Origin of the sequence: Streptomyces sp. NPDC087901 (genome assembly GCF_044742205.1) — a bacterium.
Taxonomy (GTDB): Bacteria; Actinomycetota; Actinomycetes; order Streptomycetales; family Streptomycetaceae; genus Streptomyces.
In genome coordinates this window covers 167554-189078 of the sequence record NZ_JBIUUC010000008.1, presented here as the reverse complement: position 1 = coordinate 189078, position 21525 = coordinate 167554, and the positions used below count along the sequence as shown (strand labels likewise).

The following is a 21525-nucleotide window of genomic DNA, read 5'->3' as shown; positions in this document are numbered from 1 at the left end:
TCTCAAATGCACTGGAATGGTCAGAAGCCGTACCAGGGGTCGGGGCGCTCGTTCACGTGACCGAGCGTCACCTCTGCTTCAAGGGCGGACGAGTCGAGATTGCGAGCACCGGTGCAGAAGAAGCGGCCTCGGAGCAAGGGCAGCAAGCACAGCAGTTCCGAGGTGGCGCCTCCGGCGTCGGCTGAGAGCGGGCGCACCGTGCGCGTCCGCAGCCGGCTCGTCGCGGGCGTCGCGGTCGTCGGGATCACTGTCATAGCCGCGGGAGCGCCCGCGTGCCTGAGTGCTTCCTCCGACCTGACCGAGTCGCAGCGGCTGGTCACCCTCGCGGAACTGAACCAGCAGGCCATCGCGCTCGCGCACTCTCTCGCCGACGAGCGCGACGAGGTCACCGCCTTCATCGCGGGCGGCCGGGAGGGCAAGCCGGGCTCGACGAGCGGTGCCGCGGGAAGCCGCAGCGCCCGTGTCGACCAGCAGGTGGACGAGATCCGGGACGCGGCCTCCGCCGTTCTGCGCCGAGACCTCTCCACCATCCCCTCCCTGCGCCGCGACGCCATCGGTGGCAAGGGCACCGCGCTGGAGGCCCACCAGGCGTACACCGAGGTCATCTCCAAGCTCCACGACCTCTCCGACGAGCTCGCGGACAGGACCCCGCCGCGCGCCGCCGAGGCGGTCCGTGCCCCGGTCGCGCTCGGCCGGGCCACCGAGCAGGCCTCCGCCACCCGTGGGCTGCTGCTCGCCGCGCTGGCCGTCCCCCGCAAGGAACCGGCCGCCCCGCAGATCGACCCCTTCACCGGCCTGCCCGTCCAGACCCAGGACGAGGGCGAGACCAAGGAGGACCGCACCCGCGACGAGCTGAGCGGCGCCGCCCAGCAGTACCGGGTCGGCGAACTCTCCGCCCTCGCCGACTTCGACCAGGCCGCCGGTGCCACCGCCCGCGACAAGCTGGCCACCACCGTCACCGGCCCCGAGGTCAACAGCGCGGAGAAGTACCTCGCCGGACTCACCGACCGCCCCGAGCTCTCCGAGGCCGACCAGAAGGTCAGCAGCAAGAAGCTCCAGGCGGCACTCTCCGCCCGGATCGACCGGATGCGGGGCGTCGAGTCCGCCCTCGGCACCGCCCAGGTGCAGCGGCTGGGACAGCTGCGCGACGACGACGTCACCGCGCTCGAACTGCGGATCGCGCTGCTCGGTGGCTGTCTGCTCATCGCCGTCGGTGTCTCCACCGCCGTGGCCCGCACCCTCACCCAGCCGCTCGCCGTCCTGCGGATCGGCGCCGGCCGCCTCGCCGCGGAACCCGAGACGGCCGAACCGGTCCGCTACACCGGCCGCAACGACGAGTTCGCACAGGTCGTCCGGTCCATCAACGCCCTGCACGGCCGGCTGCACGGACTGCTCCACGACTTCAACGGACGGTTCGAGAAGCTGGAGAGCGAGCGCGGCGAACTGATCGCCGGCCGCGAGGCCCTCACCCTCCAGCGCGCCGAACTCCAGGTCCACACCGCCGATCTGGCGGCCCAGCTGGAGAAGCTGAAGAACACCGTCCACCACACCTTCGTCAACCTCTCGCTGCGCACCCTCGGTCTCGTCGAACGCCAGCTCGGCGTCATCGAGTCCCTGGAGGAGCGCGAGCAGGACCCGGAGCGGCTCAGCACGCTGTTCAAGCTCGACCACATGGCCACCGTCATGCGCCGCCACAGCGAGAACATGCTGGTCCTCGCGGGCGCCGAGCACGGCCACGGGCACGCGGGGCCGATCCCGCTGGTCGACGTGTTGCGCGCCGCGGTCAGCGAGATCGAGCGGTACGAGCGGGTCACCATCCAGTCCCTGCCGCCGCACGCCCAGATCGCCGGGTTCGCCGCCGACGACCTCAGCCATCTCGTCGCCGAACTCCTGGAGAACGCCACCTCGTTCTCCCCGCCCGACTCCCATGTCCAGCTCTCCGGCTGGCTGCTGGAGACCGGTGAGGTGATGCTCTCCGTGCAGGACGAGGGCATCGGCATGTCGTCCGTACGGATGGGCGAGCTCAACACCCGCCTCGGTGACCCGTCGCTCTTCGAGGCGGGGGAGCAGAGTGCGGACGGGGCCGGCCTCGGTCTCCAGGTGACCTCGCTGCTGGCCGCGCGCCACGGCGTACGGGTCCAGCTGCGCGAGCAGAAGGGCAACGGGGTGACCGCGGTCGTCGTGCTGCCCCAGGCGCTGCTCCCGAAGGCGCCCCCGGCCGCGACCCCGCCGCCGGTCACGGCCCTCGGGGACGCGCCCACGCTGAACCTCCCCGGATCGGTCGCCGAGGCCAACTCCAACGCTCTGCCGCGCCGCACCCTCGCGCTGCCCGGAGACCCGCTGATCGCGGCCGCCGAGCAGACCATCGCCGAGGCCGGCCCGGCAGCCGTTCCCGGGCCCGGCCCGGAGGCCGGGGCCCTCGCCGCCCCCGACCACGCACCCCCGGTCGCCCATGAGCCCGAGGCCCCGCAGGCGGCGCAGCCCACGCCGCACCCCGAGCCCGTGCTGCCCGCGGAGTCCGAGGCCGAGACCACGATGCAGGTCCGGCTCCCGCGGGTGCCCGAGTTCGAGGACCTGCCCGAGTTCACGCACGCCCCCGCCTTCGGGGACGGCCCGGAGCCCGCGCCCGCCGCCGGCCCGTACGCCATCGGCCCCGACCGCCACGAGCGCACCGCCGACGAGGGCGCGCAGCCGCGGAGCGGCCCGGCGCTCAGCCCCCCGGCCCCCGAGCCCGCCCCTGAGCCGGCCCCCGCCCCCGTCGCGACCCCCGTGGCCGACGCGCTGCCGGGACCGCGTCGTCCCGAGCCCGAGCGGATCACCGAGAAGGGGCTGCCCAAGCGCACCCCCAAGGTCGTCAAGCCCGCGGCGGCCCCCGCCCCCGAGCGCACGGGCAGTGTGGACAAGGAGGCCCTGCGCCGTCGGCTCGGCGGCTTCCACCAGGGCGCGAAGAACGGCCGCCGGGACGTCGAGGCGGAGATCGCCGAGACCACGGCCCCGGCCGCGGGCACCACACGTACCGAGCACAGTGAGCCGGCAGGCCGTACCGATGGCCGAACCGGGGAGACGGGGGACACAGTCGAGGAGGCACGCAGTTGACTGCGCCCAGCACATTCGGGCTGAGTACCGAGGCCCGGAACCTTCACTGGTTGCTGAGCAATCTGGTGGAGGAGGTGCCAGGGGTCCACTCGGTCACCGTCGTCTCGTCCGACGGACTCATGCTGCTCTCCTCCGACCTTGGACACCAGAACGCCCAGGTGACCGGCCGGCAGGACGGCCCCCGCGGCTCCAGCGCCGATCTGGCGACCATCGTCTCCGGCATCGGCAGCCTCACCGTCGGCGCCGCGAAGCTGATGGACGGCGGCGGCGTCAAGCAGACCATGGTCGCCATGGACGAAGGCAGCGTCTTCGTCATGTCGATCAGCGACGGCTCGCTGCTGGGTGTGCACGCCACACCCGACTGCGACATGAGCGTCATCGCCTACCACATGGCGCTCTTCGTCGGCCGTGCCGGACACGTACTCACCCCCGAACTCCGCAGTGAGCTGCGCAAATCGATGGAGAGCGCCCAGTGACCCCCGCTGCTGAACCCGCCCGCAGGCTCCCCGTGCGCGGAGCCGACAAACGGCCCGCGCGGGTGCGCCCGTACTCGCTCACCGGCGGCCGTACCCGCTTCGGCCACGTGCTGCTCGTCGAGACCTTCGTCGCCGCGCTCGAAGCCCCCGACGAGCGACGCGAACTGACCAACGGAAACCTGGCCTCGCGCGTCATGCCCGAGCTCCAGGCCATCGTCGAGATCTGCCGCCGGATGCGTACCGTCGCGGAGATCTCGGCGCTGCTGAAGATGCCGCTCGGCGTGGTCAGAGTGCTGCTCAGCGACTTGGCCGACCAGGGAAAGATCCGCGTGTACGGAACCGGTCACGGCACCGGCCAGCCCGACCGCGCACTGCTCGAAAGGGTGCTCAATGGACTCCGTCGTCTCTGAGTCGCCGCTGTTCGCCCCGCGTCAGCCGGGGCCGAAGGACCAGGCCGATGAATCGCTGCAGGCCTGGCAGCTCGATCACACCAGGGCCCCGATCGCCACGAAGATAGTGGTCGCGGGCGGCTTCGGCGTGGGCAAGACCACCTTCGTGGGCTCGGTCTCCGAGATCACCCCGCTGAAGACCGAAGCGTTGATGACCCAGGCCAGTGAGGAGACCGACGATCTCAGCGCGACGCCCGACAAGGTCACCACGACCGTAGCCATGGACTTCGGCCGCCTCACGCTCGACGACGACCTGGTGCTGTACGTCTTCGGCACACCGGGCCAGCAGCGCTTCTGGTTCATGTGGGACGACCTGGTGCGCGGCGCGATCGGCGCGGTCGTGATGGCCGACACCCGCCGGCTCGCCGACTGCTTCCCCGCGCTCGACTACTTCGAGAGCTGCGGGCTGCCGTACATCGTGGCCGTCAACCACTTCGAGGGAACACCCGGGTTCGAGGCCGAAGATGTCCGGGAGGCCCTGACCGTCCCCCCGCACGTGCCTGTTGTGATCATGGACGCGCGTAACAGGATCACCGTCGTCGAGTCGCTGTTGGCCCTGGTGGGCCACGCTCTCGACGCCACCCCGGCATAGCTACACACAACGGAGAAACCGCGATGCGGAAGATACTCATAGTCGGAGCCGGTCAGTCCGGGCTCCAGCTCGCCCTCGGACTGCAGTCCAGAGGCTACGAAGTCACCCTCATGTCCAACCGCACGGCCGACGAGATCCGCTCCGGCCGGGTCATGTCGACGCAGTGCATGTTCCACACGGCGCTTCAGCACGAGCGCGACTACCAGCTCAACTTCTGGGAGTCCCAGGCCCCGCGCATCGAGGGCCTCGGCGTCTCGGTCGCCGCGCCCGACTCCTCGCGCGCCATCGACTGGGTCGGCAAGCTGGACGGCTTCGCCCAGTCCGTGGACCAGCGCGTGAAGATGGCCGGCTGGATGGACACCTTCGCCCAGCGCGGCGGACAGCTCGTCATCCACGGCGCGGCCGTCTCGGACCTGGACTACTTCTCCCGCACCTACGACCTGGTGATGGTCTCGGCAGGCAAGGGCGAGCTGGTCTCCATGTTCGGCCGGGACGCGTCCCGTTCGCCGTTCGACGCCCCGCAGCGTGCCCTGGCCGTCGCGTACGTCCACGGCATGGGCCCGCGCCCGGAGCACCCCGACTTCGACGCGGTCCGCTGCAACCTGGTCCCGGGCGTCGGCGAGCTCTTCGTGATGCCGACCCTGACCACGTCGGGCCGCGCCGACATCCTGTTCTGGGAGGGCGTCCCGGGCGGCCCGCTCGACGCCTTCCAGGGCATCAAGGACCCCTCGGAGCACCTCGCCAAGACGCTGGAGCTCATGGAGAAGTTCACCCCGTGGGAGTACGCGCGCGCCACCAAGGTCGAACTGACCGACGCCAACGGCACCCTGGCGGGCCGTTACGCCCCGACCGTCCGCAAGCCGATCGGCCGGCTCCCCGGCGGCGGCCTGGTGCTCGGTGTGGCGGACGTGGTCGTCGCCAACGACCCGATCACCGGCCAGGGCTCCAACTCGGCCTCCAAGTGTGCGAACGCCTACCTGGACTCGATCATCGAGCACGGCGACGGGGAGTTCGACGCGGCGTGGATGCAGTCCACGTTCGACCGCTACTGGGAGACCGCCCAGCACGTCACGAAGTGGACGAACGCGATGCTCGGCGCCCCGCCGGAGCACGTGCTGAACCTGATCGGCGCCGGCGGCCAGTTCCAGCCCGTCGCCGACCGCTTCGCCAACGGGTTCAACGACCCGGCGGACTTCGACAACTTCTTCTTCGAGCCCGAGAAGGCGAACGCCTACCTCGCCTCGGTCGCGGGTCCCGCCGCCTGACCGCCCCGCACCCCCTGAACGCACCGGCCGGGCCGGGCGCCGTCGGTTCTCCGGCGCGCCCGGCCCGGCCGATGCGTTCGAGGCAAGCGCTACCGGCGGGCACTGCCCGGCGGGCACCAATCGGCAGGCACCAATGGCAGGGACCGTCGGCAGGCACTAGTCGGTGGGCGCTAGTCGGTGGGCGCCGAGGTGCCGCCGTACCCCTCGTCGGAGCCCTGGGAGGCCCCCTCAGGAAGCTCCGGCGGCTTGTAGGTGGTCAGCGGCGTGCTCTCCGGATCGGGCCGGACAGCGCCCAGCAGTGGATTCGACGCCACGGGGGAGACCTTGACCAGCGAGCCGGGGCGCGGCGCCTGCACCACCAGACCGTTGCCGATGTACAGCGCCACGTGCGTCGCCTTCGGGAAGTAGACCACCAGATCGCCGGGGCGCAGGGCGTTCAGCGGCACCTTCCGCAGTTGCTGCCACTGCTCCTGCGAGGTCCGGGGAATGGTGCGTCCGGCGCTCGCCCAGGCCTGTGAGGTGAGGCCGGAGCAGTCGAACGAGCCCGGCCCCTCCGCACCCCACACGTACGGCTTGCCGATCTGCTCGATCGCGTACCGGACCGCCTCGCCGCCCTCTGCGGTCGCCGGCCGGAACGAGGACAGCGCGCCGGAGGCGACCAGTGCGTCCTGGGCCTTGTCCATGCTGTCCTGTTCGAGGCGGGAGAGTGCGGCGAGCTGGTCCGCGGAGAGCGTGGCGAGCAGCACCTCGACCTGCTTCAGCCGCGACTGGACCGTGTCGCGGGCCTTCTTCTTCTGTGCCGTCAGGACCTGTTGTCTGTCCAGCACCTTCCGGGACTGCTTCGCCAGCTCGGCGGCACGCTTCTCGGCGCCGCCGAGCCGCTGCATGGTCGCCACCCGCCCGGCGGCCAGCCGCTGGACGACCTGGCCCTGGTCCAGGGCGTACTCGGGATCGCGCATCAGCAGCAGCCGCAGGTACGCGGAGAGGTCGGAGCGGCCCTGGTACTGCTCACGGGCCAGCCGCCCGGCGGCGTCGCGGCTGCGGGACAGCGAGAGCCGGGCGGTGACGAGCGCGGAGTCCAGCTTCTTCGCCTCCGCGGTCCGCTTCTTCAGCTCGGCCGCCGTCCCGTTGTAGGTCTCGGTGGCCTCCTCGGTCTGCTGGTACAGCCGCTGGAGTTCGTTCAGCAGCCCGGCGACGCCGCCCGGCGCCGCTTCGGGGCCGGCGGCCGGGGCGGCGGGGTCTTCGGGGCCCGGCGTAGGGCCCGGCGAGGGGCTCGGTGAGGGGGCCGCTACGGCCACGGCCGGCGCGGTCACGACGACGGCGGCGAGCGCCGCCGCGCCGAGGGATCGCAGGAGCTTGCCCGACACGACACCACCTCCGGAAACGGGGTGAATCGTGCGACTACCCCATGAGTGAGCACAATTCCTCCATACGCTCACTCACCGTCAGGTGACGCAAGGACCTCCGGGCGTGGCGGTGGGCCGATTCCCCCGGAAGGCGGCGGGACGGCCCCGTGGGACGGCCCCGCCGGACCGGTCAGTCGACCGGGAACGCGTAGACCACCCGGTCGCGCCGGACGACAGCGGTCTTCGCGTAGGCCAGAACCTGGTAGGAAGCGGTGACCTTCGCTCCCTTCGGGTCCTGGGCCCCGATGTCCTGGAACTTCCAGAGCCGCCGCCCGTCGGCCGCCGCGAACGCGGTGACCTGCCCGGGGCCCGCCGCGAGCAGTGTGCCGCCCGATCCGCTGACCGCGACCGCGGGAGCCGATCCGTCGGCCACCGCCTCCGTGGACCGCCGCCAGCGCAGCTTCCCGGTCTCCCGGTCGACCACGCCCACTTCTTGGTTCCGGTTGGTGGTGTGCAGCAGGGCACCGGCCTCGGCCGAGGCCCCGAAGACGGATTCCGGCGTGCCGTTGAGCGTCCACTTCGGCTTGCCGCCGGGTGTCTCGAACGCCCGCAGATCGTCGCCGACCGCCGCGTACAGCACCCCGTCCGCGTCTCCCGTGGCCGCCGCGTCGGGGGCCACCGTGCCGAAGGCCTTGGTCCACTGGAGCTTCCCGGTCGTCCGGTCGAAGCTGCGGAAGTGGGCCTTGCCCTTGGCGGCCTTCACCTCGGCGGGGGTGAGCGTCAGCCGGTCCTGGCGTACGACGACGGCGTCGGGCCGGACCGCCGTCAGGTGGTACACCGGTGCGGCCGGGCCGCGACCGGTGGGCACGGGCGTCCGCCACAGCTCCTTGCGCTGCTCGATGTCGTACCCGAACAGATACGACGTGACGACCTTCTTGTCCTTGCCGCGCTTCTTGCCCTTCTTGGGCTTTGGGGCCTTCACGGTCACCTCGTGCGAGCCGGTGAACCAGAGGTTCGGACCGGAGGAGCCGACGATGGCCGGAGGCGACAGGTGCGGAGCGCCCTCGAAACCGTCGGCGTACGCCACCCGGTGGGCCACCCGGCCGTCCTTCGCGGACAGCCACAGGAACTCGGACGGTCCGGCGACGAAGCAGAACTCCTTGCCGGCCGGCAGGGCGGCTTGGCCCTTGGCGGCGTCGGGGCTCTCCCAGGCCCGGCGCCCGGTGGCCAGATCGACGGCGGACGCGTGGGTCTCGTCGGTCAGTACCAGCAGCCGTTCGTTCCAGAGGGCGGCGGTGAGGGGGGCCGGTTCGGCCGCCGGGTGGGTGTAGACCCAGCGCGGCCGCGGAGGCAGCCCGGCGACGACCGGCCGGCTGGGGCTCGGTGCCGGCTTGGCGTCGTCCGTGGGCTCGGCATCGTCACCGGACCCGAGCGCGAGCACGCCGCCGCCCCCGGCGAGGAGGCCGGCGGCTCCGGCGGCGGCCCCGATCAGCAGGGTCCGGCGGTCGACGCCGGCGGGCCTCGTGGCGGCCGGGGGAGTGGCGGAGGGGAAGGGCGCCGCAGGTCCGGGGGCGGGCAGTGCGTGCGGGGTCATGGGGGCCGCAGCGGGGATGGCAGCCGGGTGCCCGGGCAGCTCGTGCGGCAGGGAGAGCTGGGTGGTCACGCGGTCCGGCCGCGGGGCCTGGGGGTCGATGACCCCGAGCTGCGCGGTCCGGGTGTCTCGGCCGGGCGGGAGCGGGGCGGGCGCAGGCGTGGGGGCCTGCGCCGTGTTCTCGCCGGCGGCGGGTGGGACGGCGTCCTGGATGTCGGGGGTGAGCACCGCGTCCTGGATGTCGGGGGTGAGCAACGCGGCGGGCGTGTCCCCGGTCGCGGCGGGGACGGCGTCCTGTACATCCGGGGCGTGCGTCACCGTGGCCCCCGCCTCGCCGGCGGCGGGCGGCGCGCCTTCCAGCTTCCTTACCCGGGCGCCCTGCGTGGCCACGGCAGCCGTCAGCGGTGCGGGCAGCCAGCCGCCCTTGGCCAGCCCGGCCGCGCCCTCCAGCGCCAGCTCCGCCGCCACTGCGCCCGCGGTCGGACGGTCGGCCGGGTCCTTCGCCAGGCAGCGTGCGACCAGGTCCCGCAACTCGTCCGGCACGGCGTCCAGCTGGGGGTCGGTGTGCGCGATCCGGTCGGCAGCCTCGGCGGCAGGGCCGTCGGCCAGCGGGGTGCTTCCCGTCGCCGCGTACGCGAGCAGCAGGCCCAGCACGAAGAGATCGGAGGCCGGCCCGGCCTCCTGGCCGGCGACCTGCTCCGGGGTCAGATAGCCGAGCCGTACGGAGAGCTGGCCGCCCGGTCGCGCCTCCGCGTCGGCCGCCGCGCCCAGCGGGCCGAACGCGGTGAGCCGCGGCCCGTCCTCGGCCAGCAGCACAGTCCTGGGCGCGAGACCCTGCAGCACGGCCCCCGTCGCATGGACCCGGGAAAGCGTCTCGGCGATGCCCGCGCCCAGTATCCGGACGGCACGCTCGGGGAGCGGCCCGGCGGTGTCGATCGCCTCGGCGAGCGTCAGCGCCGGCACGTACGCCGACGCGGTCCACAGCCGGTCGTCGTCCTCGGACCCGTCGTCGGAGGTGTCGAGCCGCGCCGCCACCCAGCCGCCGGCCAGCCGGTCGGCGGTGCGCGTCTCCGCCTGGAACCGCCGCCGGAAGGCGGGCAGCGCGGCCAGTTCCGGCCGGGCCGCGGTGATCACGACGAGGTCCTCCGGAGCCGGGCCGTGCGCGAGGTACTGCACCGCGGCGGCCGTCTCACGGAACCGCACCAGCACGGTGTACGGGCCGAAGCGGCGTGGATCGTCCTGACGCAGCGCCTCCATGGCGCACCCCCTTGTGACCGTCCTTCGGACCAGACCGTCGATCTTAGACCGACCGGCAGCCCCGGCCCCATTCCGCCCCAAATGTGTCACCCGGGCTTTGACCAGGGCCACTTGGGGCTGTGGCGCTCGCGGCCGCCGGGTGCGTACTCGTACACCCAGCCCCGCTGGATCCCCAGCCGTCTGGTGTGTCCTGCCGGGACCCTGCGGTACGCGTACACGGTGGCCGGTCCGCCGTCGGCGTCCGGGACCGGGACCTCGTACCACTTGGGCGGGTGGCCGGTCGCACCGACGAGGACGGGCAGGACGCGCCCGTCCAGCGGTCCGCCGGTGAAGGGCGTGTTCTCACTTCTCACCGCCCCAGTCTGACCGATCAGCCGGGCGGCAGCAGATGCGCCGCCTCGCCGACCACCGGGATCAGCCGGTCCGCCAGCCGGCCTGCCGGGCCCGCCGCGGTCTCCAGCGGCAGCAGTTCGGCCACCGCGGCCGCCGTTCCCGGGTCCGTGGCGGCCGTGACGGCGAGGAGCCCGATGAACTGGTCGACGAGCCAGTCGCGCAGCTCGGACGCGGCCGGCTGCTTCTCCTCGTCCAGCCAGATCAGCGAGGCCGCCTCGACGGCCGCGATCCAGGTACGCACCATCATCCGCAGCCGCGGCCCGGGTTCGCTGCCGGCGCCCCGGCCCAGGTGCAGGAGTATCTGGTCGGCCGCCGCCCTCCGTACCTCGTCGACGATCGTGCTCGTACGGGATGTCTCGGCGACGCTGCCGCCGCGCAGCAGTGCGCTGAAGCCGGCGTCGTGCTCGTCGACGAAGGCGAGATAGCGGTCGAGGACCCGTGTCACCCGCTCCGTGGGCGGGCCCACGGCCGGTTCGGCGAAGCACAGGATCAGTTCCTCCGAGGCGGACCTGAGCGCAGCCTCGTACAACTGCTGCCGCCCACCGGGGAAGTAGCGGTAGACCAGGGGGCGCGACACCCCGGCCACCGTCGCGACCTCGTCGAGCGAGACCTCGTCGGGGGCCCGGTGCGCGAACAGGGTGAGCGCCGCACCGAGGAGCTGGGTGCGCCGCTCCTCGACGCTGAGCCTTCGGTACGCACGGGTCGGCGACGCGGCTGCGGCAGGGGTCATACCAGGCAGCCTAAGGCCTGCCGTTCCCGGCGGACCGGGGGCGGGCAGCCGGATCAGGCCAGCAGGCCCGAGCTCTTCCACAGCCTGCGTCCCACCCCGTTGAGGACCCCGATGTCGTCGAAGAAGTCCGTCAGCCGCTTGGCCCCGGACTGCATCACCTCCGCCCGGTGACCGCTGGCCCTCACCTGGGCCACGGCCTCCTGGCGGTCCAGGCCGACGTTCTCGTACACCTGCGGGTTGACGAAGCAGACGGAGAAGACGCGGGCCGCCTCCCCGCAGCTCACCCGGGTCAGCTCGCGCTCCCAGCGCGGGGCCGTCACCATCTGGCGGCGCAACTCCTCGCGGGCGTACCGGACGTGCCGTGCCTCCTCGACCACGTGGATGCGGGTCACCCCGCGCACCAGGGTCTGGACGCGCTCGTCGGGGAAGGTCAGCCGCTGCATCCAGTCGAGGATCTCCTCGCCGAGCAGCGTCGCCGCGAACGAACCGGGCGTCGTCGAGACGGTCTTCAGCACCCGGGCGAGGTTGTGGTAGCGGCGCGGGACCGGGTAGCAGGGCGCCCCGCCCCAGGTGATCATCCGGCCGAACATCAACGAGTGCCGGCACTCGTCGGCTATCTCGGTGAGCGCGTAGCGGACGTGGTTGCTGACCACGGGCTTGTCGTAGATGTGGCGGACCAGCAGCTGCATGAGGATGATCTCGAACCAGATGCCGAGCGAGGCGAGCGAGGCGGCCTCGTGCCGGGCCAGCTCCTGCCGCTGTTCCTGCGACATCTTCCGCCACATCGGAGTGTCGTAGAGGGAGATCAGTTCGGGCGGCCAGAACCACTTGCCGTCCTCGGCCGCCGCGTCCCAGTCGAGCTCCTTGTCCGGGTCGAATGAGTGCTTGGCGGAGGCCTCCAGGAGCCGTTCGGCGATCTGCTCGCGGTCGCGGAGGGGGCCGAGTGCGTCGCGGAGCAACTGCACGTCGCGTTCGGTCACGGTCGTCATGGCTGGGCGCACCTCTCCCATGGGTTACCGACGGTCACTCACTATGAGACTGCTTGTCAGCAAGGCCGTCAATCCCTTGCGCACGACTTGTTGACCCGGCGTCTACCAACGTGTGAACCTGCCAACTGAGCCAGGGTTCAAGTGACTTACCGGAGCATTGCGAGGCGAAGGAGCCGTCCGTGTCGACACACGACCTCTACACCACCGCCCCCGAGCAGCCGCTGTGGGCGGTGCCCGCCTCAGGTGCCGCCCGGTTCAGCTGGGACTACGACGACGGCCGTGAGCGTCTCCTCGCCCTGTACCAGAAGGGCAAGGACAAGCAGTGGGACGGCAACAAGCGCATCGACTGGAGCATCGAGGTCGACCCCGCCGATCCGCTCGGCACCCCCGACGAGGCCCTCACCCTGTACGGCACGCCGCACTGGGCGAAGATGACCGAGAAGGACCGGGGTGAGCTGCGCAAGCACTACACCTCGTGGCAGTTCAGCCAGTTCCTCCACGGTGAGCAGGGCGCGATGGTCTGCGCGGCCCGGATCGTGGAGTCCGTCCCCGACCTGGACGCCAAGTTCTACTCCGCGACCCAGACCATGGACGAGGCCCGGCACGCGGAGGTCTACGGCCGGTTCCTGCACGAGAAGGTCGGGATGCTGTACCCGATCAACGACAACCTCCAGGGGCTGCTGGGCGACACCCTGCGCGACTCGCGCTGGGACATGCCCTACCTCGGCATGCAGGTCCTCATCGAGGGACTGGCCCTGGCCGCGTTCGGCATGATCCGCGACACCACGACGCAGCCGCTGCCCAAGCAGATCCTCGCGTACGTCATGCAGGACGAGGCCCGCCATGTCGCCTTCGGCCGGATGGCGTTGCGCGACTACTACAAGCAGCTGAGCGATGCCGAACTGCGCGAACGCGAGGAGTTCGTCATCGAGGGCTGCTATCTCATGCGCGACCGGCTCAGCGGGGTCGAGGTGCTGGAGAACTTCGGCATCGCCAAGCAGGAGGCGAAGGACCTCTCCGAGCACTCGGAGTTCCTCCAGCTCTTCCGCAAGCTGCTGTTCAGCCGCATCGTCCCGTGTGTGAAGGACATCGGCCTGTGGGGCGAGCGCCTCCAGAAGGCGTACGTGGACATGGGCGTCTTCGATCTCGGCGACTCGAACCTGGACCTGCTGATGGCCCAGGACGAGGAGATCGCCGAGCAGCTGGACCGGGAGCGCTTCGAGGCGGAGGAGCAGGCGCGGGTGGCGGAGGTCGCGGAGGCGATAGCGGAGGGCGCGGCGGACCGTTAGACCCCGTCGGGCCCGTCACGTCCTACGTCAGGACCAGCCACCGCCGGCCGTCGAGGAGTTCGCGTGCCGCGTCGAGATGACCGGCGTGGCACGCGGTCTCGGTGATGACGTGCAGGAGGACGTCCCGCAGCGTGTGCAGGTGCGGCTCGCCGAACTGTGCGTGGGGCCACCAGGCCAAGGGGGCGTCGGCCGCTGACGCGGTGATCACGGCGTCCGCGAGGCCCGTCTCCGCGCGGTACCGGTCGAGGACCTCGGCGGCGCTGACGCCGGGCGCCACCTGCCAGGCGTCGTCGGTCCCGGCCAGGGCCGCGATCACAGCCGCGTCGCCCGTAAACACGGCACGGAACCAGAACCGTTCGACGTCGAGCGCCAGATGCTGGACGAGCCCCAGACAATTCCACCCGGAAGGCAGCACGGGCAGCCGCAGCGCCTCGGCGTCGAGCCCTTCGAGGATGCCGAGGACATGTCGGCGCTGCCCGTGCAGGGACGACAGGAGGGCGCGGATCTCGGCGCCGGCGGCCGTGGCCCCGGCCTCGGCCGCAGCCTCGCCCCCGGTCGCGGTTCCGGTTACGGCGTCGGCCGCAGCCGAGCCCGAGCCCGAGCCCGAGCCCGAGCCCGAGCCCGAGCCCGAGCCCGAGCCCGAGCCCGAGCCCGAGCCCGAGCCCGAGCCCGAGCCCGAGGCTTCGGCTCCGGTCGCGGTCATCGTGCGATCTCCCAGATGTGGCCGCCCGGGTCGCGGAAGCTTGCGGTCCGGATGCCCCAGGGCCGGTCCATCGGCCCGTTGAGCAGCGTCACGCCGCGGTCGGCCAGCACCTTGCACATGGCATCCACGTCGTCCACGGGGAGCGTGAGCTGCATCCGGGCCCCGGTCTCCGGACCGGCGACGTCCGCCGGTGCGATCAGCCCGTGCGCGGCGGTGGCCCGCAGCAGATTGATGAGGGTGTCGCCGAAGGTGAAGACCGCCGAGTCGTCGTCCTCGTAGGTCACCGGCAGTCCGAAGACCTCCCGGTAGAACCGCTTGGTCTCCGCCAGGTCCTCGGTGAACAGGGTGAGTGCGCTGATGCTGCCCGGCCAGTCCTTCGTGCCGTTCGTTTCTGTCACGGCAGCAACGATCTACGAACTGTCCTGCTCTGTACAGGGGGTTGGGGCGGCCACCGCCCGCTCCATGCAGATCAGCCCCGCCCGCTCGTCCCATGGAGCGGTGACGGCGAAACCGAACCGTTCGTAGAGCGAGACGGCTCCCGTGCGCCACCGCCACACCGACAGCCGCACGGTGTGGACCCCGCTCCGCGCGGCGTGCGCGAGCGCGGCGTCGAGCAGGGCGGAGGCGACGCCCCTGCCGCGGAAACCCGGGTCCGTCCACAGCCGTTTGATCTCCACGCGCCCGTCCACGGGTGCGGTGACCACGACGCAGCCCGCGGCGGTTCCCCCGTCCAGCGCGACGAGCACGACGGCGTCCGCGAACGCGCGGTCCGGGTCCTCGGCCTCCGCCCGGTACCGGTCGGGCAGCGCGGCCGCGTCCGTGACGGGCCGGCCCTTCTCCGCCTCCGTCTGCAGGTGGTAGTCGATGAGCAGCGCGGGCAGCCCGTCCACGGTGGAAAGCGTGTGGGCCGGAGGCCGTACGACGGAGAGACCGCGTCGATCGTTCATGACGCAAGAATCACATGGGCCGCGACCGCCCGGCGTCTGCACACCGGCCAGTAAGGGGCGCCGGGCTACGCCGCCGGGGCTCCGGCCGTCATGGCCGCACGGGGCCCAGCGCTCCCTCCACCGCACAGGCCATGGCGAGCAGCTCCGCGTCCGCTCCGCGTCGCGCCACCAGTTGGAGCCCGACCGGGCAGCCGTCCGGGGTGAATCCGGCGGGCACACTCGCCGCCGGATGCCCACTCAGGTTGAACACGCAGGTCAGTGCGGTGGAGAAGAGCTCGCCCGGACCGTCGTGGCCGTGCGGACGGTTGGGGGTGACGGGTGTGAGGAGCAGCGGCGTGCCCGCGAAGAAGGCGTCCAGTCTGCGGTCGTTCTCGCGCCGGAGCTCTCCGAGGTGAGGCGGCACCTCCCCGTTCCGTACGGCCTGCCAGGCCGCCCCCGGGTCCAGCAGCTCGCAGCCGCGGTCCGTGAGCCGCACGACGCCCGCCGCGACCAGCCGCCCGACCGCTCCCCGCACCACCGCCGCCACCTCCGGGTCGACGTCCGCGAATCCCAGGCCGGGGCTGTGGACGGCGGGCAGGGGCAGTTCGGCCGTGGCCGGCACGTAGTCGTCCAGGACGCAGCGCAGATAGGTCTGCGCCCGCGCGGCCGTCCGGGTCAGGACCCCGGCGGAGGCGAGGCCGGAACGGTCGGGGGAGGGCAGCAGCCCGTTGGTCGTCTTCAGCCCGAACACCCCGCACCAGGCGGCCGGGATGCGCACCGACCCCGCCCCGTCGCTGCCGGTCGCCAGCTCCACGAGATCCGCCGCGACCGCCACCGCCGAGCCCGCCGACGAGCCGCCCGGCGTCCGGTCCGGCCGCCACGGGTTGAGCGTGCGGCCGTGGGCGCCCAGCCCCCAGGTCTTCCAGTACGTGCCGGGCCCCGGCACGGAGGTGGAACCGACCGGGACGCCGCCGGCCGCGATCAGCCGCCGGGCGGCGTACGAGCGGATCCCGGTGGGGCCCTTCACGGCGAACGGCAGCCCGGCCAGGGGGAGCAGGTCCGCCGCCGGCAGCCGGGCGAGTGCCTCCTCGCGCCACACGTCGATGAACGCGCAGAGCCGCGGGTCCTCCCGCTCGATCGCGGCCAGCGCCCCGGCGGCATCCCTGAATCCCGTCACCGGCTCAGTCTTTCAGGGCCTCCTCCATCACGGAACGGGCGATCGGGGCGGCGCTGCCGCCGCCACTGATGTCGGCCCGGTCGGCTGCGGCGTCCTCGACGACCACGGCGACGGCGACGGCCGGCCTCGCCGAGCCCTCGGCCTGCGCCCAGGAGATGAACCAGGCGTACGGCGTACCGGAGTTGTCGACTCCGTGCTGGGCCGTGCCGGTCTTGCCGCCGACCGTGGCCCCGTCGATGGCCGCATTGGTGCCGGTACCGTCCTGCACCACGTCGATCATCATCTGCCGCAGCCGCATCGCCGTCATCGGGTTCATCGCCCGGTGGTACGAACGCGACCCGGTGGTGTGGACGGTGGAGCCGCTGTGCGTGGTCGTACGGTCCACCAGGTGCGGGTACATGAGCTCGCCGCCGTTGGCCACGGCCGAGGCCACCATCGCCATCTGGAGCGGGGTCGCCGTCGTGTCGAACTGGCCGATCGATGACAGGGCCAGCTGGTCGTCGCTCATCTCCGTGTCGAAGTTGCTCTTCGCCACCCCGGACGGGATCTTCAGCCCCGTGTCGTTGAAGCCGAACTTCCCGACCGCCTCCACCATGCCGTCCAGCCCGACCTCCACCCCGAGGTGCGCCATCACGGTGTTGCAGGAGACCCGGATCGCCTCGGCCAGCGACGCCTGCTCGCAGCCGCTCGCCTCGTTGGGCAGCGTGGTCGAGGTGCCCGGCAGGACGTAGGGGGAGGGGGTGTCGGTCTCGGCATCCGGATCGGTGACGACCTCGGCGTCCAGCGCCGCCGCGGCCGTCACGATCTTGAACGTGGAGCCGGGCGGATACGTCTGCCGGATCGCCCGGTTGAGCATCGGCTGACTCGTGGACGCGTTGAGCTCGCGCCAGGCGTCGGTGACGGACGAACCGGTGCCGGAGAGCAGCCCGGGGTCGTACGAAGGGGTCGAGACCAGCGCCAGGATCTTGCCGGTCGTCGGCTCGACCGCCGCCACCGCGCCCCGGCGCCCGCCGAGTCCCTCGTAGGCGGCGCGCTGCATGGAGTCCTTGATCGTGGTGACGGCATCGCCGCCCGGCTGCCGGTCGCGGGTGATCTCGTTCCAGAAGGGGAGGGGGGCGAGCATGGGGTCGGTGCCGGAGAGGATCCCGTCCTCGGCGTGCTCGATCAGGGTGGTGCCGTACGTCTGCGAGGCGTACCCCGTCACCGGCGCGTACAGCGGGCCGTTGCGGTAGGTGCGCTCGTACGCGAGCTGCTCGCCGGTGTCCTTCGAGCCGGTGACGGATCTGCCGCCGACCAGGATGTCGCCGCGCGGCTGGTCGTAACGGTCGATCGTGTTACGGCGGTTGGCGGAGTTGTCGTCGAGCTCGTCGGCCTCGAAGACCTGGATGCGGGCGGCGTTCACCAGGAGCGCAACGAGAAGCAGCAGACAGAACGCGGCGGCGCGCCGGATGTAGCGGATCACGGCCGGGCCCCCTGCGTCGTCGTCGGGTACGGGATCACTGCTCGTCCTCCATGGCCGGTGCGACGACGCCGGTCTCCACCTCGTCGGGGTGCGGTCTGCGGGCCACGTCGCTGACCCGGATCAGCAGCGCCACGATGATCCAGTTGGTGACGACGGACGAACCGCCCTGCGCGAGGAACGGCATCGCCATGCCCGTCAGCGGGATCAGCCCCATGACTCCGCCCGCGATCACGAACACCTGGAGCGCCAGGATCGAGGCGAGGCCGATCGCGAGCAGCCGCCCGAACGCGTCGCGCAGGGCGAGTCCGGCCCGGTAGCCGCGCGCCACCAGCAGGGCGTACAGCATGAAGACGGCGGTCAGGCCGGTCAGGCCGAGCTCCTCGCCGGCCGTTGCCAGGATGAAGTCGGACTTGGCGGCGAAGCCGATGAGGATGGAGTGGCCGAGCCCCAGCCCGGTGCCGAGCATCCCGCCCGCGGCGAAGGCGAACAGGGACTGGGCGAGCTGCCCGGGGCCCCGGCCGGCGTCGATGGAGGCGAACGGGTCGAGCCAGTCCTGCACCCGGCTGTGGACATGGGGTTCGAAGGAGCCGACGACGAACGCGCCGACGGCGGCCAGCAGCAGCCCGACGGCGATCCAGCCGGTCCGGCCGGTCGCCACGTACAGCAGGATCACGAACAGGCCGAAGAACAGCAGCGAGGTGCCCAGATCGCGCTCCAGGACCAGGACGCCGACACTGATCAGCCAGATCGCCACGATCGGGCCGAGCACCCGGCCGGTGGGGAGCTGGAGCTTCCAGATCCTGCGGCCGGTGTACGCGAGGGCGTTGTGGTTCGCCGCGAGGTAGGCGGCGAAGAACACGGCGAGCAGGATCTTGGCGAACTCGCCGGGCTGGAAGGAGAATCCACCGACCCTGATCCAGATCTTGGCACCGTTCACCGCGGGGAAGAAGATCGGCACGATCATCAGGACGAGGGCGGCGGCGACGGAGAGGTACGCGTAGCGCTGGAGGACCCGGTGGTCGCGCAGGAACACCACCACCGCGATGAAGAACGCGACGCCCAGCGTGGACCAGATCAGCTGGGTCGGCGCCGCCTGGTCCTTCGGTGTCTCCAGGTCGAGCCGGTAGATCAGTACCAGTCCCAGGCCGTTGAGCAGGACGGCGATGGGCAGCAGCAGCGGGTCGGCGTACGGGGCACGGAAGCGGACGGCGAGATGGGCGAGGAGGGCGAGCAGCCCGAGGCCGCCGCCGTATCCGGCGACGTCGGGCGGGACCGCGTCGTCGTGGGCCAGACCGACGGCGGCGTAGCCGTAGACGGAGATGAGGACGGCCCCGATGAGGAGCGAGAGTTCTACGCCGCGCCGCTTGGGCAGGCGCAGCTCGGGCGGGGGTGCGTCCGCCGTCGTTGCGGTCATGCCAGGCAACGTAGCAAGAGGTGGGTGTTATTTCCCTTATGTACTGATGCGGGAGTGTGTGGGGTTCGGGCGTCGTCCGGCTGTGAGATGCCGGCCGGGAGTGTATGTGGGGTTCGGGTGTCGTCCGGCTGTCAGGTGGCGGCGGGGGAGTGTGTGGGGCTGGGGTGCCGCCGGGTCGTCAGGTGTTGGTGGAGGAGTGCGGCTGTTCCTCGTCGTCGTCCAGGCGTACGTACTCCGGCAGCGTCAGCCGGGCCACCGCCCCGCCGTCCGGGGCGTTCTCGAAGACCAGCTCGGCGCCCATCACCTCCGCCTGTCCTGCGGCGATGGTCAGCCCGAGGCCGTGCCCCTTCGCGCCGCCCTCCGTGCGGAAGCGCTGCGGGCCGCCCGCGATCAGGTAGTCCGGGAAGCCCCCGCCGTGGTCGCGCACGGTCACCACCGGCCCGTCGACCGTCAGCACCACCGGCGGGCTGCCGTGCCGGTGTGCGTTGCCGATCAGGTTGCCGAGCACCCGTTCCAGCCGCCGCTTGTCCGTCTCGACCCGCACCGGCGGCCCGTCCGGGGCGACCCTGACCTCGGTGCCGGGACCAAAGGCGCGCGCCACCCGCTCCGCGAGCGGCGCCAGTTCGTGCACATCGAGGTCGACGTGTTCGGTACGGGCGTCGAGCCGGGAGATCTCCAGCAGGTCCTCCGTCAGTGCGCGCATCGCCCGGACCCGGTCCTGCACCAGCTCCGACGGGCGGCCCGGCGGCAGCAGTTCGGCGGCGGCCGACAGGCCGGTCAGCGGGGTGCGCAGCTCGTGCGCCACATCGGCGGTGAAGCGCTGTTCGGCGACGAGCTTGCGCTGGAGCGTCGAGGCCATGGTGTCCAGCGCCCCGGCGACGATCGCGACCTCGTCCTGCCGGAGCGAGGGGTCGGCCGTGCGGGGGTCGTTGACGCGTGCGTCCAGATCGCCCGCACCGATCCGGCGGGCCACCCGCGCGGTCTGGTGCAGCCGCCGGGTGACCCTGGTGACGGAGAACGCGCCGACGAGCAGCGTGGCGCCGATCGCCAGCAACGAGGAGCCGACGATCGCCCCGTCCAGGCCGTTGATGGTGCGGGCGCTCTGGCTGTAGTCGATCTGTGTCGCCAGGGCGTGCCCGTCGGCCGGGGCGGCGGCCCACATCGTGGGGCGGCCGCGGTGTCGGCGACCATGGTGCCCCGCTCACCGCTCACCGCCAGGGCGCGCAGCGACGCGGGCAGCCCCGGCGGGTCGATCCCGGAACGCGGCGGCAGCGCCCCTCCCGCCTCGTAGGCGGCGGTGACGTCCTCCAGCCGGGCCAGCGCCTTCTCCCGGGCGTGGCCGACCGTCTGCCGGGTGACCGCGGTGTGCACCAGCACGCCCAGCAGGGCGGCGAGCACGCAGCACATCACGGTGATGAAGACCGCGGACTTCCAGGTGAGCGTCGCGGTCCAGGCGGGCAGGCGCAGCTTCTGCCGGGCACGGCGGACCCGGGTCGCGCCGGTCCGCCGGCCTCTCACCGGCGCTCCGCGGTGACGGCCGCCGAGGGGGCCGCCGAGGGGGCCGCGGTGCGGGGTGCCGGGGACGCTCCGGTGGTCGGCTGCGCGGACGGCCGTTCGGAGGGCCGGGCGCTCGCGGTGTGCCGGCGGCCCGGGTCGGCCCGCGGGGTCATCCGCAGGATCTCGTCCTGCGTGGGCAGCATGGCGCGCTGCCGGTCGTCCCAGGACCAGGCCGTGCGGTACTCGTATCCCGTGATGGCCGAGGGTGCCCGCATGATCAGGTCCCGGCCCGCCAGCTCCACGCTGATCACGGCGTCGGACGTCGACATGATCCGGGTGAGCCCGCTGGGCTCGGGCATGTAGACGCGTACGGAGAGCTGGCGGCCGGCCAGCTGGATGCCGAGAACCATCTCGTCCCGGCCGTCGCCCGTCAGATCGCGGTAGTACGGCTTCAGCACCGGGCAGGCTGCGGGCGCGGTCCGGCAGGCGTTGATCCGGCGTACGGTCTCGGCGGGAAGCGCGGCCGTGCCGCTGGACCGGTCCGGGCGGGCGTTCAGTCCCGCCTGCACGACTGCCACCGGGTCCAGCCGGTGCACATCACCGCCCGGGACGGTGATACCCGGGATATGAGCGGTCTCGCCCTCGCCGTAGTCGTACGGGGCGGCGGAGGCGGGCGGCAGCTCCGGCCAGAGACGGGCGGGACCGATGGCGGCCGGGGCCTGTCCGGCGCTCCTCAGCTCGCCGCCGGTGCCGCAGCCGGCCAGCAGCGCGACGCCGGTGAGAGCGGCGACCGCGCCGGCCGCGCGGCGCCCCGTCCGGTACTGCGGACACATGTCTTCCTCCCGTTCCGACGGCCGGCCGGACCGCACGTGC

At 72.3% G+C, this 21525-nt stretch carries 19 protein-coding genes and 1 pseudogene; 6 read left to right on the top strand and 14 right to left on the bottom strand.

Going from position 1 to position 21525, the window contains the following annotated elements:
• Nucleotides 1–20: 20 nt before the first annotated feature.
• On the bottom strand, nucleotides 21–197 hold the full coding sequence (locus ACIOEW_RS24655; protein ID WP_401966189.1) for a hypothetical protein: 177 nt from the start codon (nucleotides 195–197) through the stop codon (nucleotides 21–23).
• Here ACIOEW_RS24655 and ACIOEW_RS24650 point away from each other — a divergent pair.
• The 5 genes from ACIOEW_RS24650 to ACIOEW_RS24630 are packed head-to-tail and all read left to right on the top strand — an operon-like array spanning nucleotide 112 to nucleotide 5878.
• Complete coding sequence (locus tag ACIOEW_RS24650; RefSeq protein WP_401966175.1) at nucleotides 112–3096, top strand: nitrate- and nitrite sensing domain-containing protein; 2985 nt, start codon at nucleotides 112–114, stop codon at nucleotides 3094–3096. The genes ACIOEW_RS24655 and ACIOEW_RS24650 overlap by 86 nt on opposite strands.
• Nucleotides 3093–3572: a roadblock/LC7 domain-containing protein gene (locus ACIOEW_RS24645; RefSeq protein ID WP_362545131.1), complete on the top strand. Its 480-nt coding sequence runs from the start codon at nucleotides 3093–3095 to the stop codon at nucleotides 3570–3572. Before ACIOEW_RS24650 ends, ACIOEW_RS24645 begins: the two co-directional genes overlap by 4 nt.
• Nucleotides 3569–3982, top strand: coding sequence for a DUF742 domain-containing protein (locus ACIOEW_RS24640; protein ID WP_350990661.1), 414 nt, complete (start codon nucleotides 3569–3571; stop codon nucleotides 3980–3982). Before ACIOEW_RS24645 ends, ACIOEW_RS24640 begins: the two co-directional genes overlap by 4 nt.
• Entirely contained in the window at nucleotides 3963–4613 is a 651-nt protein-coding gene (locus ACIOEW_RS24635) for an ATP/GTP-binding protein (protein WP_362545128.1), read from the top strand. The genes ACIOEW_RS24640 and ACIOEW_RS24635 overlap by 20 nt, the downstream gene beginning before the upstream one ends.
• 23 nt (nucleotides 4614–4636) lie before the next feature.
• Nucleotides 4637–5878, top strand: coding sequence for a styrene monooxygenase/indole monooxygenase family protein (locus ACIOEW_RS24630; RefSeq protein WP_401965958.1), 1242 nt, complete (start codon nucleotides 4637–4639; stop codon nucleotides 5876–5878).
• A gap of 170 nt (nucleotides 5879–6048) precedes the next feature.
• On the opposite strand, the gene ACIOEW_RS24625 is transcribed toward ACIOEW_RS24630, so the two are convergent.
• The 5 genes from ACIOEW_RS24625 to ACIOEW_RS24605 form a co-directional block, all read right to left on the bottom strand.
• Nucleotides 6049–7245, bottom strand: coding sequence for a C40 family peptidase (locus ACIOEW_RS24625; protein WP_401965956.1), 1197 nt, complete (start codon nucleotides 7243–7245; stop codon nucleotides 6049–6051).
• Between the two features lie 169 nt (nucleotides 7246–7414).
• Nucleotides 7415–10072 carry a PQQ-binding-like beta-propeller repeat protein gene (locus tag ACIOEW_RS24620; protein ID WP_401965953.1) on the bottom strand — a complete coding sequence of 886 codons (2658 nt, stop codon included), beginning with the start codon at nucleotides 10070–10072 and terminating at the stop codon, nucleotides 7415–7417.
• Between the two features lie 86 nt (nucleotides 10073–10158).
• On the bottom strand, nucleotides 10159–10425 hold the full coding sequence (locus ACIOEW_RS24615; RefSeq protein ID WP_350990672.1) for a hypothetical protein: 267 nt from the start codon (nucleotides 10423–10425) through the stop codon (nucleotides 10159–10161).
• Between the two features lie 17 nt (nucleotides 10426–10442).
• Nucleotides 10443–11195 carry a TetR/AcrR family transcriptional regulator gene (locus tag ACIOEW_RS24610; RefSeq protein ID WP_401965951.1) on the bottom strand — a complete coding sequence of 251 codons (753 nt, stop codon included), beginning with the start codon at nucleotides 11193–11195 and terminating at the stop codon, nucleotides 10443–10445.
• A 53-nt stretch (nucleotides 11196–11248) separates the two neighbouring features.
• Nucleotides 11249–12184 carry a diiron oxygenase gene (locus tag ACIOEW_RS24605; RefSeq protein ID WP_362545113.1) on the bottom strand — a complete coding sequence of 312 codons (936 nt, stop codon included), beginning with the start codon at nucleotides 12182–12184 and terminating at the stop codon, nucleotides 11249–11251.
• Between the two features lie 179 nt (nucleotides 12185–12363).
• Here ACIOEW_RS24605 and ACIOEW_RS24600 point away from each other — a divergent pair, with 179 nt between their 5' ends.
• Nucleotides 12364–13473, top strand: coding sequence for a ferritin-like domain-containing protein (locus ACIOEW_RS24600; RefSeq protein WP_401965949.1), 1110 nt, complete (start codon nucleotides 12364–12366; stop codon nucleotides 13471–13473).
• Between the two features lie 22 nt (nucleotides 13474–13495).
• Here ACIOEW_RS24600 and ACIOEW_RS24595 read toward each other — a convergent pair whose 3' ends face one another.
• From ACIOEW_RS24595 to ACIOEW_RS24560, 8 genes and pseudogenes are all read right to left on the bottom strand, one after another.
• Nucleotides 13496–13978 (bottom strand): DinB family protein, encoded by a 483-nt coding sequence (locus tag ACIOEW_RS24595; protein ID WP_401966173.1) that lies wholly within the window; start codon nucleotides 13976–13978, stop codon nucleotides 13496–13498.
• A 194-nt stretch (nucleotides 13979–14172) separates the two neighbouring features.
• On the bottom strand, nucleotides 14173–14574 hold the full coding sequence (locus ACIOEW_RS24590; protein WP_401965946.1) for a VOC family protein: 402 nt from the start codon (nucleotides 14572–14574) through the stop codon (nucleotides 14173–14175).
• Between the two features lie 12 nt (nucleotides 14575–14586).
• Nucleotides 14587–15123 carry a GNAT family N-acetyltransferase gene (locus tag ACIOEW_RS24585; protein WP_401965943.1) on the bottom strand — a complete coding sequence of 179 codons (537 nt, stop codon included), beginning with the start codon at nucleotides 15121–15123 and terminating at the stop codon, nucleotides 14587–14589.
• Between the two features lie 88 nt (nucleotides 15124–15211).
• A complete protein-coding gene (locus ACIOEW_RS24580) occupies nucleotides 15212–16279 on the bottom strand; it encodes an amidase (RefSeq protein ID WP_401965942.1) in 1068 nt (355 codons plus the stop codon).
• A gap of 4 nt (nucleotides 16280–16283) precedes the next feature.
• The gene (locus ACIOEW_RS24575) at nucleotides 16284–17741 is read right to left on the bottom strand and encodes a penicillin-binding transpeptidase domain-containing protein (protein WP_401965940.1); all 1458 of its coding nucleotides are present in this window, start codon (nucleotides 17739–17741) and stop codon (nucleotides 16284–16286) included.
• Nucleotides 17742–17775: 34 nt separating this feature from the next.
• Nucleotides 17776–19155, bottom strand: coding sequence for an FtsW/RodA/SpoVE family cell cycle protein (locus tag ACIOEW_RS24570; protein WP_401965937.1), 1380 nt, complete (start codon nucleotides 19153–19155; stop codon nucleotides 17776–17778).
• Nucleotides 19156–19333: 178 nt separating this feature from the next.
• A pseudogene (locus ACIOEW_RS24565) lies at nucleotides 19334–20673 on the bottom strand (ATP-binding protein).
• A complete protein-coding gene (locus tag ACIOEW_RS24560; protein WP_401965934.1) occupies nucleotides 20670–21485 on the bottom strand; it encodes a hypothetical protein in 816 nt (271 codons plus the stop codon). The pseudogene ACIOEW_RS24565 and the gene ACIOEW_RS24560 overlap by 4 nt, the downstream one beginning before the upstream one ends.
• Between the last annotated feature and the right edge of the window lie 40 nt (nucleotides 21486–21525).

Bases quoted from the DNA above. Each gene is read 5' to 3' on its own strand.
- ACIOEW_RS24635 (WP_362545128.1), top strand. From the start codon at position 3,963: ATGGACTCCGTCGTCTCTGAGTCGCCGCTGTTCGCCCCGCGTCAGCCG.
- ACIOEW_RS24630 (WP_401965958.1), top strand. From the start codon at position 4,637: ATGCGGAAGATACTCATAGTCGGAGCCGGTCAGTCCGGGCTCCAGCTC.
- ACIOEW_RS24620 (WP_401965953.1), bottom strand. From the start codon at position 10,072: ATGGAGGCGCTGCGTCAGGACGATCCACGCCGCTTCGGCCCGTACACC.
- ACIOEW_RS24610 (WP_401965951.1), bottom strand. From the start codon at position 11,195: ATGACCCCTGCCGCAGCCGCGTCGCCGACCCGTGCGTACCGAAGGCTC.
- ACIOEW_RS24605 (WP_362545113.1), bottom strand. From the start codon at position 12,184: ATGACGACCGTGACCGAACGCGACGTGCAGTTGCTCCGCGACGCACTC.
- ACIOEW_RS24585 (WP_401965943.1), bottom strand. From the start codon at position 15,123: ATGAACGATCGACGCGGTCTCTCCGTCGTACGGCCTCCGGCCCACACG.
- ACIOEW_RS24570 (WP_401965937.1), bottom strand. From the start codon at position 19,155: ATGACCGCAACGACGGCGGACGCACCCCCGCCCGAGCTGCGCCTGCCC.
- ACIOEW_RS24560 (WP_401965934.1), bottom strand. From the start codon at position 21,485: ATGTGTCCGCAGTACCGGACGGGGCGCCGCGCGGCCGGCGCGGTCGCC.